This window comes from Paenibacillus sp. FSL K6-1318 (assembly GCF_037976905.1).
GTDB classification, from domain to species: Bacteria; Bacillota; Bacilli; order Paenibacillales; family Paenibacillaceae; genus Paenibacillus; species Paenibacillus amylolyticus_A.
In genome coordinates this window covers 5133842-5152698 of the sequence record NZ_CP150270.1, presented here as the reverse complement: position 1 = coordinate 5152698, position 18857 = coordinate 5133842, and the positions used below count along the sequence as shown (strand labels likewise).

General features: G+C 47.5%; 14 protein-coding genes and 1 riboswitch. Of the genes, 11 read left to right on the top strand and 3 right to left on the bottom strand.

The genetic code is table 11. The features are described 5' to 3' along the window. The first annotated feature begins 167 nt into the window (after positions 1 to 167). From NYE45_RS22860 to ptsP, 6 genes are all read left to right on the top strand, one after another. Entirely contained in the window at positions 168 to 704 is a 537-nt protein-coding gene (locus NYE45_RS22860; protein WP_017686844.1) for a hypothetical protein, read from the top strand. Positions 705 to 767: 63 nt separating this feature from the next. Next, a complete protein-coding gene (locus tag NYE45_RS22855) occupies positions 768 to 2324 on the top strand; it encodes a flotillin family protein (RefSeq protein WP_062835851.1) in 1557 nt (518 codons plus the stop codon). Positions 2325 to 2489: 165 nt separating this feature from the next. Beyond that, positions 2490 to 3344 (top strand): PRD domain-containing protein, encoded by an 855-nt coding sequence (locus NYE45_RS22850; RefSeq protein ID WP_062835850.1) that lies wholly within the window; start codon positions 2490 to 2492, stop codon positions 3342 to 3344. A gap of 287 nt (positions 3345 to 3631) precedes the next feature. Then, positions 3632 to 5683: a glucose-specific PTS transporter subunit IIBC gene (ptsG, locus tag NYE45_RS22845; protein ID WP_264928674.1), complete on the top strand. Its 2052-nt coding sequence runs from the start codon at positions 3632 to 3634 to the stop codon at positions 5681 to 5683. Positions 5684 to 5760: 77 nt separating this feature from the next. Then, positions 5761 to 6036: an HPr family phosphocarrier protein gene (locus tag NYE45_RS22840; protein WP_036617010.1), complete on the top strand. Its 276-nt coding sequence runs from the start codon at positions 5761 to 5763 to the stop codon at positions 6034 to 6036. After that, positions 6029 to 7741, top strand: coding sequence for a phosphoenolpyruvate--protein phosphotransferase (gene ptsP / locus NYE45_RS22835; protein WP_340014137.1), 1713 nt, complete (start codon positions 6029 to 6031; stop codon positions 7739 to 7741). The genes NYE45_RS22840 and ptsP overlap by 8 nt, the downstream gene beginning before the upstream one ends. A 241-nt stretch (positions 7742 to 7982) precedes the next feature. On the opposite strand, the gene gcvPB is transcribed toward ptsP, so the two are convergent. The 3 genes from gcvPB to gcvT form a co-directional block, all read right to left on the bottom strand. After that, positions 7983 to 9422 (bottom strand): aminomethyl-transferring glycine dehydrogenase subunit GcvPB, encoded by a 1440-nt coding sequence (gene gcvPB / locus NYE45_RS22830; protein WP_340017426.1) that lies wholly within the window; start codon positions 9420 to 9422, stop codon positions 7983 to 7985. A gap of 134 nt (positions 9423 to 9556) precedes the next feature. After that, entirely contained in the window at positions 9557 to 10912 is a 1356-nt protein-coding gene (gene gcvPA, locus NYE45_RS22825; protein WP_340014136.1) for an aminomethyl-transferring glycine dehydrogenase subunit GcvPA, read from the bottom strand. Beyond that, positions 10909 to 12045, bottom strand: coding sequence for a glycine cleavage system aminomethyltransferase GcvT (gene gcvT / locus NYE45_RS22820; protein ID WP_340014135.1), 1137 nt, complete (start codon positions 12043 to 12045; stop codon positions 10909 to 10911). Before gcvT ends, gcvPA begins: the two co-directional genes overlap by 4 nt. Positions 12046 to 12369: 324 nt before the next feature. Continuing rightward, positions 12370 to 12492, bottom strand: a riboswitch (glycine riboswitch). A gap of 343 nt (positions 12493 to 12835) precedes the next feature. On the opposite strand from gcvT, the gene gcvH reads away from it, so the two are divergent. From gcvH to NYE45_RS22795, 5 genes are all read left to right on the top strand, one after another. Beyond that, positions 12836 to 13228 (top strand): glycine cleavage system protein GcvH, encoded by a 393-nt coding sequence (gene gcvH / locus NYE45_RS22815; protein WP_145150142.1) that lies wholly within the window; start codon positions 12836 to 12838, stop codon positions 13226 to 13228. A 418-nt stretch (positions 13229 to 13646) separates the two neighbouring features. Further along, the gene (locus NYE45_RS22810) at positions 13647 to 15101 is read left to right on the top strand and encodes a PTS mannitol transporter subunit IICB (protein ID WP_340014133.1); all 1455 of its coding nucleotides are present in this window, start codon (positions 13647 to 13649) and stop codon (positions 15099 to 15101) included. Positions 15102 to 15139: 38 nt separating this feature from the next. Next, a complete protein-coding gene (locus NYE45_RS22805; RefSeq protein WP_340014132.1) occupies positions 15140 to 17242 on the top strand; it encodes a BglG family transcription antiterminator in 2103 nt (700 codons plus the stop codon). Continuing rightward, positions 17239 to 17673 carry a PTS sugar transporter subunit IIA gene (locus NYE45_RS22800; RefSeq protein ID WP_017686856.1) on the top strand — a complete coding sequence of 145 codons (435 nt, stop codon included), beginning with the start codon at positions 17239 to 17241 and terminating at the stop codon, positions 17671 to 17673. The genes NYE45_RS22805 and NYE45_RS22800 overlap by 4 nt, the downstream gene beginning before the upstream one ends. Beyond that, positions 17670 to 18815 (top strand): mannitol-1-phosphate 5-dehydrogenase, encoded by a 1146-nt coding sequence (locus NYE45_RS22795; protein WP_340014131.1) that lies wholly within the window; start codon positions 17670 to 17672, stop codon positions 18813 to 18815. The genes NYE45_RS22800 and NYE45_RS22795 overlap by 4 nt, the downstream gene beginning before the upstream one ends. Positions 18816 to 18857 lie beyond the last annotated feature (42 nt).

The following is an 18857-nucleotide window of genomic DNA, read 5'->3' as shown; positions in this document are numbered from 1 at the left end:
GAGGAACAAGAAGCAAGAAGAACAGAATGTCGTGATAATACCCATTATCGGCTCCAGAATACATTTGAGGAAAGATTTTGAAACATTTTGAGGTTAGTTACGTATTTATTTACATGTGGAATGCCCAGTTAGGATGAATTTGCGGCAGAGGAGAGGAGGAACAGGGGATGGAGACGATTTATTGGGGGTGTCTAATCGGAGGAGCAATATTTGCGGTTGTCAGCCTTGTGCTGGGTGACTTGATTGATGGCTTGCTGGACGGAGCCTTCGAAATGCCAGGTCTTGATTTTTTTAAACCCGTTGTGTTAGCTGGTTCCATTACAACCTTTGGTGGGGCAGGCATTATGCTGACACGTTACAGTTCATTAAGTGCGATGTCGGGTCTAATATTATCCCTGCTTATAGGTATTGCTGCAGCCATGCTGGTATTCTTCGCATATATCAAACCGATGCGTAACAGCGATGTCTCGATTGCATTTTCAATGAAAGAGTTATCCGGGAAAATTGGGGAAATTACCATTCCGGTGCCGGAAAAAGGTTTTGGTGAAGTGATGATTCGTTTTGCTTCCGGTAGTACGATTCAGACAGCATCCAGCTTTGAACACCTCCCCATTGCGGCGGGAGCGCGTGTTGTTGTTGTGGATGTTGTAGATGGCGTGCTGCGTGTGTCGGAATGGGATGAAAATGTACTTAAAGATTTATAAAGTATTCTAATCACCTAAGTAGTTTAAGCACTCATCATGAATGAATAAGGGGAGAGATGTGGAATGGATAATTTGAATTTGAATTGGGATGTTTTATTGATTCCTATAGTTGTGGTCGGAGTCATTCTAATTTTAGGTTTGGCTTTCTGGGCGAGATACAAAACGGTTGGACCGGATGAGGCGATGATCGTTACGGGATCATTCCTGGGTAGCAAAAATATTTCCGATGATGATTCTGGCCGAAAAATTAAGATTGTTCGTGGTGGCGGTGCATTTATCCTGCCAGTGTTCCAGCAATCCGAGTTTATCTCCTTATTGTCCCACAAGCTGGATGTCTCCACACCTGAAGTGTACACGGAACAAGGTGTTCCGGTTATTGCTGACGGTGTCGCTATTATCAAGGTTGGGGGCGCTGTAGAGGACGTTGCTACGGCAGCTGAGCAATTCATCGGTAAACCTGTAGAAGCGCTGAGAAGCGAAGCACAGGAGGTACTGGAGGGGCATTTGCGGGCCATCCTCGGTACAATGACGGTGGAAGAAGTATACCGGAACCGGGATCGGTTTGCGCAAGAGGTTCAAGGCGTAGCAGCTAGAGATTTGAAGAAAATGGGCCTTCAAATTGTCTCATTTACCATCAAGGATGTTCGTGACAAACAGGGCTACCTGGATGCTCTCGGTAAACCGAGAATTGCTGCTGTGAAGCGTGATGCCGAGATAGCTGAAGCGGAAGCGATGCGTGATGCACGTATTCAGAAGGCCAACGCGGAAGAACAGGGTCAAAAAGCGGAGTTGCTGCGGGATACCAATATCGCTGAGGCAGCCAAAGAGAAAGAACTGAAAGTTGCCACGTTTAAGCGGGATCAGGATACAGCCAAAGCGGAAGCTGACCAGGCTTACCATATCCATGAAGCTCGTGCGAGACAGACCGTGGTGGAAGAAGAAATGAAGGTTGAACTCGTTCGTAAAGAACGTGAGATCGATCTGCAAGAAAAAGAAATCGTCGTACGTGAGAAGCAATATGACGCTGAAGTGAAGAAAAAGGCCGAAGCGGATCGTTATGCGGTGGAGCAGGCGGCTGAAGCGGATAAAGCCAAGAGAATGCGTGAAGCCGATGCGGTACAGTACTCGATCGAAACGCATGCCAAGGCAACCGCTGAACAGAAGCGACTTGAAGGTCAGGCTATGGCGGATGCGGAACTTGCCAAAGGTACAGCAGATGCAGAGGTTATTCGTCTACGTGGTCTTGCGGAAGCAGAAGCGAAGGAAAAACTGGCCGAGGCGTTCCAGAAGTTTGGCGAAGCGGCTGTACTCGATATCATTGTCAAAATGTTGCCTGAACTGGCTGGCAAAATTGCAGAGCCAATTGCATCCATTGATAAACTGACTGTGGTAGATACAGGTAAAGGTGAAGGTGCCACGCGGGTTAGTAACTATGTTACCGAGTTAATGGCTACGGCACCAGAGATGCTCAAGAGCGTATCCGGCATCGATGTAGAACAGCTGATTAAAGGCCTTACCAAGACCAAAACACCTGCGCCGGTTGCCATCCAACAGAGCGAGGCAGTTACAACTCCTTCGATAATCGACAAGATTGTGGAAAGAGCTGGGGTTGACGAGTAAGAAGCACTTCGAATGTTGCATGGTTGCTCTATTGACCTTAAGGCGAATTTTTGTTACTTTTTAAGCGAGACGTCCGGCGCGATTTGCCTGCTCCGGATGTCTTTTCGTTCTTAACTAGGGTGTGACTTATCACATCTAAGATGGTGTGAAAAAGAGGTGCAAACTTTGAGTAGCCTGCATGTAGCCAAAGCGCTAAATAATAATGTAATCATCGCACAACATCCTGAACATGGGGAAGTCGTCGTGATTGGTAAAGGCATCGGCTTCAACAGGAAAACCAATGACATTATTCCACTGATGGCTGTAGAGAAGATGTTCATTTTAAGAAACCAGCAAGAGCAAGAGCAGTACAAGCAGCTTCTTCCACAGGTGGATGAAGCGTTGATCGAGATTATTAACGAAGTCATTACGTATATTGCAGAGCGTACGGACGTTCCGCTGAATGAACATATCCATATTGCATTAACCGATCATATTTCTTTCGCATTAAAACGCAAGGAGCAAGGAATTGTCATACAGAACCCGTTTTTATATGAAACTCGTGAGATCTACCCTGAAGAATATCGGATGGGAGAATACGCTGTTCGTCTGATCAAGGAGAAAATGGGTGTAGATTTGGGGATGGACGAGATTGGTTTTGTTGCCCTTCATATCTATAGCGCAATGACCAACCAGAATATATCCCAGGTACGTGAACACTCACAGCTGATCACCGATTTGGTGAGCCTGGTGTCCGACCAACTCGATTATTCGTTTGAAACGGAATCGCTTGACTACTCCCGTTTGCTGACTCATCTTCGATTCGCACTTGAGCGTGTTCGACGTGGAGACAAAGTCGAAGAACTTCATAAATTGGATTCGCTGCTTAAGTTGGAGTACCCCGAAATGTACTCGCTTGCATGGAAGCTGACCAAAGTGATGGAGAAAAGGCTGAGTCTGCCTGTTTATCCTGCGGAAGTAGGCTATCTGACCATACATCTTCAACGGCTGTATCAGCGGAAAGAAGAAGAGAATAAGTGAAATCATTCCAATGATGGAATGCGGGATTGATTTTTTTGCTGTAAAGGCTTGCAATGGATTAGAACTGGTGCTACAATGGTCTCCGTAATCAAGCAACTGAATAAACAAAAGCGACGTGTTACTGACTCGATCAGGCATGAGTTAACTAGAGTGTGATTGTTCTTTCCTTGTACAGGGTATGCTATACCCCAAGGTTGGTACAGTTCACTTTATTAATTCATGCCTTTTTTGTGTCCCCTTGCTTGCATCACGACACACAACTTAGACGAAAGGGAGAATACGACGCGATGTTTAAAAAGCTTTTCGGTGTATTGCAAAGAGTCGGTAAAGCTCTCATGTTGCCTGTAGCCATTCTGCCTGCGGCAGGTTTGCTGCTCGGAATTGGTAACATGTTGGTTAATCCAGACTTTTTGCAATATGTAACGGCGCTCGACACCCCTTGGGTGAACTCGATCGCAACAATTATGATGAACGCAGGTCAGATCGTATTTGATAATCTGGCATTGCTGTTCGCCGTCGGTGTAGCCGTCGGATTGGCCGGTGGCGAAGGGGTTGCAGGTCTTGCAGCCATCATCGGTTATCTGGTCATGAACGTCACACTGGGTACCGCAGTAGGGGTTACCCCGGCAATGATCGGCGAAGTACCGGGTTATGCCAGCATCCTGGGTATCCCAACATTAAGTACAGGCGTGTTCGGAGGTATTATCATAGGTATCGCCGCCGCGCTGTGTTACAATCGATTTTTCAAAATCGAACTGCCGTCTTACCTGGGTTTCTTTGCAGGTAAACGATTTGTTCCGATTATCACTTCGGTTGTTTCCCTCTTAATCGGGTTGCTTCTGGTGATTATCTGGCCACCGATTCAAAATGGATTGAATGCTGTGTCTCACTTCATGGTAGATACAAGCCCGACATTGTCGGCCTTCATCTTCGGAGTCGTGGAACGGTCATTAATTCCGTTCGGTCTTCACCACATTTTCTACTCCCCATTCTGGTTTGAGTTCGGTGAGTACGTAAACAAAGCTGGAGACGTCATTCGTGGAGACCAGCAGATCTTCTTCAATCAATTACGTGATGGTGCAGACCTCACAGCGGGAACGTTCCAAGTTGGTAAATTCCCGTTCATGATGTTCGGTTTGCCAGCGGCTGCTCTTGCGATGTACCATGAAGCAAGACCAGAACACAAAAAGTATGTTGCAGGTATCATGGGTTCGGCAGCGTTGACTTCGTTCCTGACAGGGATCACAGAACCACTTGAATTCTCGTTCCTGTTCGTAGCTCCAATCCTGTTTGCAGTACACTGTATCTTTGCAGGTTTGTCTTTCATGACCATGCAAATTCTGGGTGTCAAGATCGGTATGACCTTCTCCGGTGGGTTCATTGACTTCCTGATCTTCGGTATTATTCCGAACCGTACACCTTGGTGGGACGTGATTATCGTCGGCTTGATTCTTGCAGTGATCTACTACTTCGGTTTCCGATTGATCATTCGCAAATTCAATCTCAAAACACCAGGACGCGAAGAGGCAACGCCTGAAACAGCGTCTGGCGGAGGCTCCGGTTCAACGGATGATCTGCCTCATAACATTCTCGAAGCTTTTGGTGGCAAAGAGAATATCAAACATCTGGACGCTTGTATTACTCGTTTGCGGATTGAAGTGAATGAGAAATCCAATGTGAAAAAAGATCGTTTGAAACAATTGGGTGCATCTGGTGTGCTTGAAGTGGGTAATAATGTTCAAGCCATCTTCGGAACACGTTCCGATACGATTAAATCTCAAATGCAGGATATTATTGCAGGACGAACACCAGCACCAACGCCAGTAGCTGCTAAACCAACTCCTGAAGAGGAGAAGGCACAAGGTGAGCAAGGCGAACGTATCGTTGCTGAGGATATCGTAATGCCAGTCAACGGTGAGTTGCTGGACATTTCGAACGTACCTGATCCGGTCTTTGCTGAGAAAATGACAGGTGATGGATTCGCTATTTTGCCACATGATGGCACAATAACTTCTCCTGTATATGGTAAAGTGTTTAATGTATTTCCAAGCAAACACGCCGTGGGTATCATGTCTGACGGTGGCAAGGAAGTGCTTGTTCATATAGGTGTCAATACGGTGAAGCTGAAAGGTCAAGGCTTTAACGTACTGGTGCAGGAAGGTGATCTGGTATCGGCTGGTCAGCCGATTATGGAAGTGGATCTGGAGTATGTCAAAGCAAACGCTCCTTCGATCATTTCACCAGTTATTTTCACCAACCTGCCAGAGGGCTCCACAGTGACCTTGAAGAAGAGTGGAGTGCTGAAAGTTGGCGATCAGCCAATCATTGAGATAAAATAAGAAGTGTTACGACGATGGCAAGCAAGTGTAAATATATGCAATGCCTAAACCAAATTACTGAAAGTGAGATGATTGTAATGCAACAAACATTCAGAATTACAGACGAAGATGGTATCCACGCACGTCCGGCGACAGCCCTGGTTAATACAGCTAACAAATTCAAAGGTGCAGAATCCTTTGCAGAAGCTAACGGTAAAAAAGTAACGTTGAAATCCATCCTGGGCGTTCTTTCCCTCGGTTTGGAACAAGGCGACACTATCAGCATCATCGTTGAAGGCGAAGGCGAAGCTGAAGCTCTTCAAGCTTTGACTGACGTTATGGTTAACGAAGGGTTGGGCGAAATTAATGCTTAATGTCTCCGGGATCGCGGCTTCGGCGGGTATTGCTATCGCCAAGGCGTTTATCTTGGAGCATCCTGATTACTCTGTAGAAAAACGCCAAATTAACGACGTTGACGCAGAGATCGCGAAACTCGACTCAGCTCTGGGTAAATCCCAGGCTGAGCTTGAGGCGATCAAAGAGCGTACTTTACAAGAGCTTGGCGAGAAAAAAGCTGAGATTTTTGCTTCGCATTTGCTCATTCTGAATGACCCGGAACTGATTGATCCGGTTAAAGCTAGAATTGCAGATGACATGATCAATGCAGAATTTGCTTTGAACGAAACGGCATCGCAATTTATCTCCATGTTCGAGAACATGAAGAGTGCATACCTGCAGGAACGTGCAGCAGATATGCGTGACGTTACCAAACGTGTGCTAAATCACTTGCTTGGTATCGACTTCATGAGTCCGGCTGAGATCAATGAAGAAGTAATCGTGCTTGCGGAGGATCTGACGCCTTCCGACACGGCTCAATTGAACCGTCAATTTGTTAAAGGTTTTGCAACCAACATTGGTGGACGTACTTCTCACTCGGCGATCATGGCTCGCTCTCTTGAAATTCCGGCTGTTGTTGGAACCAAGGACATCCTGGCTCAAGCGAAACAAGGCGATATGATTATTGTTGACGGTCTGGATGGTCACGTACTGGTTAACCCTACTGATGAAGTTATTGCTGAATACCGTACCAAACAGGAACAGTATGATGCACAACGTGCAGAGTGGAGAAAACTTCGTGATGAACCAACGGTAACGGTAGACAATGTTCACGTTGAACTTGCAGCCAACATTGGTACACCAAATGATGTAACGGGTGTTCTGGAGAACGGTGGCGAGGCTGTTGGTCTGTATCGTACCGAGTTCTTGTACATGGGCAGAGACAAGCTTCCTTCCGAAGATATTCAGTATAATGCTTACAAAGCGGTACTGGAAAAAATGGAAGGCAAACCTGTCGTTGTTCGTACACTTGACATCGGTGGAGACAAAGAGCTTCCATACCTGGATCTGCCAAAAGAAATGAATCCATTCCTCGGCTTCCGCGCAGTTCGTCTGTGTCTGGACCGTCTGGATATCTTCCGTACACAATTGCGTGCATTGCTGCGTGCAAGCGTACATGGAAACCTGCGTGTCATGTTCCCAATGATCGCAACACTCGGTGAATTCCGTGAAGCAAAAGCTGTCTTGTTCGAAGAGAAAGAGAAGCTGGTTGCTGAAGGTATTGCTGTTTCTGACAGCATTCAACTCGGAATCATGGTCGAAATTCCTTCGACTGCAGTTCTGGCGGATCAGTTTGCCAAAGAAGTGGATTTCTTCAGTATCGGAACGAACGATCTGATTCAATACACAATGGCTGCTGACCGTATGAACGAACGAGTGGCATATCTGTACCAACCTTACAACCCGGCCATTTTGCGTTTGGTTAAAATGGTTATCGATGCAGCGCATCGTGAAGGCAAATGGGTTGGCATGTGTGGTGAGATGGCAGGAGACGAAACAGCAATTCCATTGCTGCTCGGTCTTGGATTGGATGAGTTCAGCATGAGCGCAACATCCATTCTGCCAGCTCGTAGTCAAATCACCAAGCTGTCCCGTGCGGATATGCAGGAACTGGCTGCTAAAGCTCTGGATATGCAAACAGCTGAACAAGTTGTTGAATTGGTTCAAAGCATTCAAGCGTAATTTTGCCGGGGTTTCCTCCGGAACTTAAGGTTTTTTCTTTTTCCGATAATGAGCTGCATTCATGCAGTGATTTTGCCGGTATCCGCTGTTACAGCGGGTACTGGCTTTTTTTGTTTCTTGAACGTATAGGAATTAGAAGGGGAGTACGAGAAGAAAGGTCCTGTAATGTCTAACCAAAAAAAATGCTCTTACTGATGTAGTTAACATCAGCAAGAGCATGGATTAGTAATTCACTGAGTGCTTAACTGCAAGCGCAGTTCAGTACAGGTTTGCGGGCCGCGGTTGTCTCATCAAGACGAGTAACCGGTGTACCGTAAGGTGCGTTCAGTACCAATTCAGGTGTCTCTTCCGCTTCTTTGGCAATCCGTATCATCGTATCAATGAATCCATCCAGCGTTTCTTTGCTTTCGGTTTCCGTCGGCTCAATCATGATGCATTCCTCTACATTGAGCGGGAAGTACACCGTAGGCGGGTGATATCCAAAATCAAGCAATCGTTTGGCAACGTCCAGTGTACGTACACCATACTGCTTCAATCCCCGACCAGACATGACGAATTCATGTTTACATACGCCTGGATATGGAATCTCGTAGTAAGGTGCAAGACGGGCCATCATATAGTTGGCATTCAGTACCGCACATTCAGAGACACGGCGTAAACCTTCCGGTCCATAGGTGCGAATGTAGGCATAGGCACGTACCAGAATACCGAAGTTGCCGTAGTAGGCTTTCACTCGACCAATGGATTGATCTCCTTCACGGTCCAGTGCATATACGCCCTGTTCGTTCTTAATGACCATCGGCTTAGGCAGGAACGGAATCAGACGACTCTTCACGCCGACTGGTCCGGCACCGGGTCCACCACCGCCATGAGGCGTACTCATCGTTTTGTGCAAGTTCAGATGCACCACGTCAAAGCCCATATCACCCGGACGGGTAATACCCATAATGGCATTCGAGTTGGCTCCATCGTAATACAACAAGCCACCAGCCTGATGCACGATGGATGCAATTTCCTGAATGTCTTTCTCAAACAAGCCAAGTGTATTCGGGTTTGTCAGCATCAATGCTGCTGTATCCGAACCGACGGCTGCACGGAGTGCGTCCAGATCAACCAGTCCATCTGCACGGGACGGAATTGTCACAGTCTCAAATCCTGCAACGGTTGCACTTGCCGGGTTGGTACCATGAGAAGAATCGGGCACGATAACTTTGGTACGTTGTTCACCACGACCTTCGTGGTAGGCACGAATCATCATGAGTCCAGTCCATTCACCATGGGCACCAGCGGCCGGTTGCAGGGTCACAGCGTCCATACCTGTCAGACCTGCAAGGTCGTTTTGCAACGTATATAACAGTTCAAGTGCACCTTGAATGCTGGATTCATGTTGGTACGGATGGATTTTGGCGAATCCATTGTAACGGGCTACATCCTCATTAATCTTTGGATTGTATTTCATCGTACAAGAGCCGAGGGGATAAAATCCGTTATCTACACCGAAGTTGCGACGGGACAGCGCAGTATAGTGCCTGATAACATCTACCTCGAACACTTCCGGCAGTGCCGCTACTTCCGAACGGAGCATTTCCCGGGGAATCAACGTATCGGCAGACTGGCGAGGAACGTCACATTCTGGCAAGGAATAAGCGACACGTCCAGGACTGCTGAGTTCAAAAATCAATGATTGTTCCGGAGCAGGAGATAAGGTCTGTGCACGGAATGTTTTATCCGTCTCAGGTTGAGCAGAAGTGGAGAAAGAGGTGCCTGTTTCCGATTGTCCTTGTACCGATGTTGTCGTTGTCGTCGTTTCCTGAGTCACAGCGATCCCTCCAATGCTCGTGCGAATTCGTCAATCTCTTCCTTACTGCGTCGTTCGGTAACAGCAATCAACATATGTCCGGCAAGCTCCGGATAATCACGTCCAAGTTCGTAGCCGCCAATAAAGCCCGCATCCAACAGTTGCAGTTGAAGGCCATCCACGTCGGTTCCTTCAGGAAGTTTAATCACAAATTCATTAAATGTTGGTGCATTAAACGTTAGGCTAACGCCGGAAATCGCAGTTAATGTATTCAGGGTGTAATGACTTTTTTGCAGATTCAGATCCGCGACATCGATCATGCCTTGTTTACCCATGATGGACATATATACAGATGCGCTGAGCGCAAGCAAAGCTTGGTTGGAACAGATGTTGGACGTCGCCTTTTCGCGACGGATATGCTGTTCACGCGCTTGCAGCGTGAGTACAAAGCCACGTTTACCGTTGCGATCGGTGGTCTGGCCTACGATTCGGCCAGGAATTCGGCGCATATGAGGCTGGGATACGGCGAAATATCCGCATGTCGGGCCGCCGAGTGAAGCGGCGATGCCAAGGGGCTGCGCATCGCCAACAACGATGTCGGCACCCAGCTTGCCTGGGGCTTCCAGCAGACCCAGCGATAGCGGGTTAGCACTTACAACGAGCAGGCCCTTGTGCGCATGCACGAGGTCAGCGGCTTGCTTCACATTTTCCACGGCACCAAAGAAGTTCGGGCTCTGTATCATGACCGCTGCGGTATCGTCCGATATGGCAGCTTGCAGGGCATCCCAGTCCGTGACGCCATCCTTATAGCCAATCTCGACAATCTCCAGACGAAGTCCATGCGCATATGCCTGCAATACCTGACGCGCTTCTGGATGAACGGTACGAGATACGATGAGCTGTTTGCGACGCGTTGCTGCTGCGGCCAAGTTTCCTGCTTCCGCAAAGGCAGTTGCACCGTCATACATGCTGGCATTGGCAACAGCCATACCGGTTAATTCACAGATGTAGGATTGAAATTCGAAAATCGCCTGTAGTTCACCTTGGCTGATCTCAGGCTGATAAGGTGTGTAGGCGGTGTAGAACTCGGAACGGGAAATGACATGATTGATGACGGAAGGAACATGATGATCATATATACCTGCGCCGAGGAAGCTGGCGTGTGTTTCAAAATTGGCGTTGGCGCCAGCTTGTTTGGACATGTGACGTGTCAGCGCATATTCATCGAGTTTGGAGGATACGGGCAGCTCGCCCTGATAACGAATCTCTTTTGGAATGTCCTGGAACAGATCCTCCAGCGTATCCACACCGATGGTTGCGAGCATGGCGCTCTGATCTTGCTCGGTCATGGGAATGTAACGGTGCTTGCTCATGCTTGATCAGCTCCTTGAGTAGGTGTCTTTGACGTACGTGTCCGTTTATGAAAAGGGGTCTTCACGACCTCGGCTTTCAGCTTCTTGCCGCGGATCTCAATCTCAAGCGGGGTTCCCAGCGCAGCGTATTTGCTGTCGATGAGGGCAAGCCCCAGATTACGCTTCAATGTAGGTGATTGTGTGCCTGTAGTCACTTCGCCAATCTGTACGCCTTCGGCGTAAATCGGATAGTGGGGCCGGGGAATGCCGCGCTCTAGCACTTCGATGCCGACCAGTTTACGGGCAGGCCCGTCAGTTTTTTGCTGTAACAAGGCTTCGTATCCGATAAAAGGTCCGGCATTCAGCTTCACAAACATGCCAACGCCAGCTTCGAGCGGAGAGATGGTTGCCGACAATTCCTGTCCATACAGGGGGAGCCTCGCTTCAAAGCGCAGCGTATCCCGGGCACCAAGTCCGGTTGGTACGAGTCCGTAACCTTCACCAGCTTGCATTAATCCATTCCACACCGCAGCGGCCTGGTCCGCAGGAACATATAGTTCAAAGCCATCTTCACCGGTATAACCGGTACGGGACAACAGCAATTTAATTCCACAGACTTCGGCGTCCTGCACAAAACGAAACGGTTCAATCGTGGATACATCCGTAGCTGTAACTTTTCCGATAATATCTACAGCCAGTGGACCTTGCAGGGCGAGAAGTGCCGTCTGCTCCGAATCGTTGGTCATGCTTACGCCAGGGATCAAGTGCTCTTGCAGCCATGCCCAATCCTTATCGATATTGGAGGCGTTAACGACAAGCATATAATGCTGATCTTCCAGCTTATACACGAGCAGATCATCCACCACACCGCCATCTGGATAACACATCAGAGTGTATTGGGCTTGACCCGGAACCAGCGTGGTCACATCATTGGTCGTCATTTGTTGCAAGAACGCTTCAGCCTGCTCACCCTGTACCGTGAATTCGCCCATATGGGATACATCGAACAGTCCAGCACGCTCACGCACCGCTTCATGTTCTTTCTGGATTCCGCTGAATTGCACCGGAAGCTCCCAGCCTCCAAAATCAATGCACCGTACGCCTTCATATTGCTGATATAGTGGGAAGAGTGGTGTTCTAAGCAAATCGGACATCAAATCACCTCGTCATGGACCGTTAACCGGCCGAATATACAATCGTGGATCAATGAACCAGGGTATTTTTAAATTTTCATCTAGAGATTTTTCGTAAGATAAGTATGGTAAGGCAGCTATGACAGCGCCGATTTGAATCCTGTTTTTCGTTTTTTTTTGGGAAAAAGGAAAAGGACAGGCCAAAGAACCGGCATGCCAAGTAGCACGCTGTATTCTAAGGCTCTGTCCCTTGTACCTGAGAGTTACCCCGCCGCCTTGTGCAGCAGGTTTCCCCTTGGGTGATCATAACGCCCGCACAGGGCGAATAGATGCTCTCCAGAGTTGCGTCCCGTAAAAGTCCTTTTGCCTGAGAGATTCACCCCCGCTTATCGGTGGCTTACTCCTTCGGCGTTACCTCATGCACATCCCGAATCGGGTGTCACGGGTAATCTCTCCCTTTACATTCATCCGCGGGTATAACATAGTCCAATAAACACATTTACTCCTCTCATTAAAACGTGAATCCACTACTGATGTCAAGAACGATATCATAGAAAATGATTTAAAACCGAATATTTATTGAATTTTAAGTTTTATTGTTCGTGTATTTTTAAAGACTACGCTTACTATTCTAATATTCACCAGTATATGTAGAAAGAGTGTATTCAGGTTACGGTTTGAGGAGGCAATTATTAAATAAATTGTGAGGTATCTTGACATTTGATTCGAAAATATCATACGCTATGTTCTGGGAAAAAGGTTAAGGTCAAAGAACGCATGCACTCATTAATGAAAAGCGAGGCGGATATCGATGAGCGAATTGAAAAGTGATTTCCTGTACAGTGAAGAGCACGAATGGGTGCAAACCGTAGGGGAGGATACTGTACGTATTGGCATTACCGAGTTCGCGCAGCATCAGCTGGGTGACATTGTGTTTGTGGAATTGCCTGACCTTGAATCCAATGTAAAAGCAGAAGATAGCATTGGAACGATCGAATCGGTCAAAACGGTTTCGGACTTGTTTTCTCCAGTTACGGGTTCCATTATTGCGGTGAATGATTCGTTGCAGGACTCACCTGAGCTTGTGAACAGCTCTCCTTACGAGGAAGGCTGGATGATTGAGATTCGCGTTGAGGGAGATCTGACAGCAGCATTGTCTACATTGATGAATGCAGACGCGTATCGTAAACATACGGAAGAATAGTAACAACGAACTTGTACTTATTAACATATATTTTATAACAAAATGAAAAGAGCTTCATATTATTTCGACCTGTGTGAGCCTGAGGCTTGCACAGGTTTTTTGTGTTTTCCGAGGATGGTTTTAAATGCAGATTGAAGCAGATTATGGATGTGAATCGCCCGATTGGAACAAGCTACAGGTTAGAAATTGATTTTGGAAATGATAAAAGTCATAGGCAAGAAAAGCCTTATGTACCAATGGGTTTAGCCATTATGCATCAATTAAAACGATTACATAACCTAATGTTGTCATCATTGTTCATGACGAAAGTACGCTTTCATTTGATTGAACAGGAGAGCATTCTCGCTTAGGATTACAGCAGGGGAGAAATGATACCCCTTTCATAAACATAATGACTTGATCCAAGGAGGATAATACAATGAGTAATTTGGACCAATCGTCCAATTCCAAAGGTGGACTACGGGTTGGTGTGCAGCGTTTTGGCCGATTCCTGAGTGGTATGGTCATGCCGAATATGGGAGCGTTCATCGCCTGGGGATTAATTACGGCGCTGTTCATTCCAACAGGCTGGTTCCCTAACGAAACGCTTGCACAGCTAGTTGATCCGATGATCAAATATTTGCTGCCACTGTTAATTGGTTACACCGGGGGTACGATGGTGCATGGTCAGCGTGGTGGCGTCGTGGGTGCCATTATGACCATCGGGGTCATCGTGGGTAGTGATATTCCAATGTTCCTCGGTGCGATGATTGCCGGACCTCTGGCAGCATGGATTATCAAAAAGTTCGATAAATCCATTGAAGGCAAAGTTAGAGCTGGATTTGAAATGCTCGTTAACAACTTCTCAGCCGGTATTATTGGCGGGATCTTGGGGATTATTGCACTACTGGGCATCGGGCCTGCTGTAGAAGCGATTAGCAAAGTATTGTCTGCCGGGGTACAAGGCTTAATGAATCTGGGCTTGTTACCGCTGGTCAACCTGATTATTGAACCGGGTAAAGTATTGTTCCTGAATAATGCAATCAACCACGGGATTCTCACACCGATTGCAACAGATCAAGCGAGAGAATTAGGGCAATCTGTATTATACATGCTTGAATCCAACCCGGGTCCGGGACTTGGTATCTTGCTTGCTTACTGTTTCTTCGGACGCGGAATGGCCAAATCTTCTGCACCAGGTGCCGTTATCATTCATTTCTTCGGGGGAATTCATGAGATCTACTTCCCTTACATTTTGATGAGACCAATTCTGATTCTTGCCGCAATTGCGGGTGGCGTCGCAGGTACATTAACATTCATGCTTACCGGAGCAGGGCTCGTTTCAGCACCATCACCGGGTAGTATTATCGCATATTTCCTTTTAACACCAAAAGGTGGATATCTGCCGATGCTGGCAGGGGTTCTTGTAGCAGCAGTCGTTTCCTTCCTCGTGGCAGCACTGTTGCTGAAAACGGGTAAACAAAAGGACGAAGATCTGGAGTCTGCATCCAGCCGGATGAAAGACATGAAGAGTCAAGGAACTGTGCCAAACGCTGGCATTACGGCTAACCAACGTGAAGCAGACAGAGCCGCGGATATGGCTTCTTCTACAGTTAAAACAGATGTGAAGAAAATTGTCTTCTCCTGTGATGCAGGCATGGGATCTAGTGCCATGGGCGCGTCCATTCTACGCAAGAAGATGAAGGCAGAGGGGATTGACGTTACGGTGACCAACACGGCCATCAGTGATATTCCGCCGGATGCTGATGTGGTCATCACACAACAAATATTAACGGATCGTGCTCGCTCCGTTGCGCCGAACGCAGAACATATATCCATCGACAACTTCCTAAAAAGCCCGGAATACGATGCGCTCGTTGAACGTCTGAAGTAATTGCACGCATTTGTTTTCCCTGAGCCGGAGGCTGAGATATGAGTATTACCAAAAGACAACGTGAAATCGTGGAGTTCTTGCTAGAGCATCCACATGAAGTAACAGCCGGCGAAATCGCCGTTGAAGTAAAGGTCAGTACCCGAACGGTTCACCGGGAGCTTCAAATGATTGAACAATGGCTTGAACCCCTGGGAATGAAGCTGGAAAAAAAATCAGGAACCGGTATCCGAATCGATGCTGGTTCCGATGATCTGGCTGTATTGCGCCAGCAATTGGAGGGTAAAGAATACGTAGAGTTTACGCCGGAAGAGCGTAAGCTCTTCATGCTTTGCATCCTGCTTGATGAACCGGAGCCTGTAAAGTTGCTCGCCCTGGCTTCCGATCTGAAAGTGACTGTATCTACCGTAACCACGGATCTGGACGATCTGGAATCACGGATTCGTCAGGCGGGACTAAAGTTGGTTCGCAGACGTGGATATGGTGTCAAGATTAACGGAAGTGAGACGATTCATCGCACAGCCATAGCTGCACTTGCACTGGAATTTTTGGATGAGTCTGACTTGTTCGGAAGACAGCCTGAACAAGGGGGCTCCATCGTAAACCAAAAACTGTTGGATATGATCGGACACGGTGATGTGCTTACGGTCGAAAATGCGTTATGGCAACCAGATATCGAATGGCTGGAGAACATCCCAGAACGCCAATACATGAAGCTGCTGATTCAATTATCCGTAGCGGTTGTACGTATTCGTAAAGGCTTTGGCATTGGCCGTATGTCTCCACGAGAGAAAACGGGGGATGAAGTTGCAGAGCAGGATGATATGAAGGTTCCACCTTATATGGCATCCCGCTTGTGTGGTGTGTTATCCACCCAGCTGGGGCTGACATTCTCCGAAGATGAGCAAGCTTATTTTCACAGACTATTAATTGAGACAGAGCAACGGATTCACTCTTCGCGGCTGTTGCCAATAGACGACTTGATTTTACTGGACAGGGTACATTCATTGATTGATCAGATGCAGGCGAGAACGCATTATGCCTTTCATGAGGATCGTTTGCTTCGTGAAGGTTTACTTGGTCATATGGAACCTGTAATGGAGCGAATTGAAGGACAACAGATGATTCGTAATCCGCTATTGCAGCAGATTCGCAAGGATTATGATTTACTCTTCGAAGATGTCAAAAAATCCGTGCTTCAAGCTTGGCCAGGCACAGACGTTCCGGATGAGGAAATTGGTTTTTTGGTCATGCACTTTGGAGCTTCCATTGAGAGGTTACGTGCATTGAAACGGGAAATCAGGGCCATCATCGTGTGTACAAGCGGAATTGGATCATCACGTATGCTCTCCAGCCGATTGTCCAAGGAGATTCCCGAGATTCGAATCATGGACAGCGTGTCCTGGTATGAAGCTGCCCGGATACCTACCGATCAATATGATCTGGTGTTATCCACTGTCGATCTGCCGATGGATGAGCATCAGTATTACAAAGTGAGTCCACTGCTTACGGCAGAAGAGAGCGAGCGCCTGCGTCATTTTATTAAAACCACAACGCTACAACAGCAGCATAACAAGCCCCGTGAAACAGAGGTTCAGACGACAAGTCGTTACTCGGACCCTGACGGAATGGAAGCTACACTGATTGAAATCGTCCGAATTATTGGCAAGTTTCAGGTGTATCCGCTGGATAACCAAGATATTGGTTTCTATAAAACCGTGTATGCGATGTGCAATGTACTCCATGGATCTGGTGTATTGAAGGAGCCGGAGGAGATTGCAAAACGGTTGGAGGCACGTGAGGCAGTGGGGAGTCAGAAGATTCCCGGCACAAGACTTGCGCTCTTTCATACACGAAGTGAGGGGATCTACAGGCCGTCTATCAGTCTGTTTCAGCTCACGGAGCCACTCCTTCGTACGCCGGATGATCCGGCAGGAGTTACCCATATTCTCTTGATGCTCGGTCCCCGGGAATTATCCAAGGAAAGTCTGGAGGTTCTCAGTGAGATCAGCGCCCTGTTATTGCAGGAAGAGATGATTACATTGCTGGAAAAGGGAATCAGGGATGAACTCATTCATTACCTGTCCCAGGAACTTGTTGGATTTTATCGCAGTAAAACCGAAATTGGAGGTCAACCATTATGAGTATGTTAACAACAGATAAAGTCATCATGAATGCAACGGCTCAGGACAAATATGAAGCGATTCGTATGGCAGGACAGATTCTGAAGGATGCGGGACATATTACCGCTGATTACATTGAGAAGATGATTGAACGTGAAGAGATTGTCTCGACCTATGTAGGGAACGGACTTGCGATCCCGCACGGTACGAAGGAATCCAAAGCTTTCATTTTATCCACAGGTATCTCTGTCATTCAGTATCCACAGGGCGTTGATTTTGGCGAAGAAAAGGCTTATATGGTGATTGGCATCGCGGCTCAAGGCGGGGAACATATGGAGATCCTGACTAGCATTGCGGTGATCTGTGCTGAAGATGAGAATATGGAGGCCCTGCGTTTGGCTAAAACTGCCGAAGAAGTTATTGCTATTCTGGAAAGTGAAATGGAGCTATGAAGGCCCTACACTTTGGCGCAGGTAACATTGGACGCGGGTTTATCGGATTAATTCTCTCCCGTGCAGGGTATGAGGTGATTTTCTCCGACGTAAATCAGACCTTGGTAACAGCTCTCCAACAACGGGGGCAGTATACGGTGGAACTGGCCAATGAGAGCAAGGATCAGGAGACCGTAACAGGTGTAAATGCAATCGATGGAACCCAGCTGGAGACGGTTGCCCAAACCGTGGTGGAAGCTGATCTGATTACAACCGCAGTGGGCGTGGGCGTACTGAAGCATATTGCACCAGGTATTGCGAAGGGACTTGAGAAAAGACTGAGTTCCGGTCCTGCTCAAAACCCTCTTCACATTATTGCTTGCGAGAACGCCATTGGAGCCAGTACACAATTGAAAGAGCATGTATATGCTCTGCTCAATGAAGAGGTACGTTCCCTTGCGGATCAGTACGTTTATTTTCCAGATTCGGCCGTAGACCGGATCGTGCCTATTCAGCATCATGAAGACCCGTTGCATGTACAGGTGGAGCCTTTTTACGAGTGGGTAGTGGATCGTTCCCAGATGGCTCCTGCATTCAAACCGGTTGAGGGCATCGTATATGTCGATGATCTGGAGCCGTATATCGAACGGAAGCTGTTCACGGTTAACACAGGACACTGCGTTGCTGCGTACATCGGTAATGTGCATGGGTATGACACAATCCAGAAGGCTATTGCCGATGAAAAGGTGAAATCCATTGTATATGGTGCCTTGCAGGAAACCGGAGAAGTTCTGGTGAAACGATTTGGATTCAACCCAGAAGAGCATGAGCAGTATATTGTCAAAATATTAGGACGGTTCGTCAACCCGTATCTCACTGATGAGGTTACTCGTGTTGGTCGTTCCCCGCTGCGCAAGCTGTCTCCGAATGATCGTCTGGTTCGCCCAGCCCTTCAGGCCTATGCGGATGGAACCGAAACGACTTATCTGGCTATGGGCATGGCAGCTGCCTGCAAATTCGATGTCTCCGATGATCCGGAAGCAGTCGAACTGCAGGACATGATCCGCCAGAAGGGGATTGTGGCTGCACTCCATCATTATACGTCCATGGATGAGCATCATCCGGTGCTGGAACAGGCTGTTGCCCAGTATAACCAAATGTAAGAGCAGTGTTCGCCAGCTAACAGTATAGATGATGCATAATGA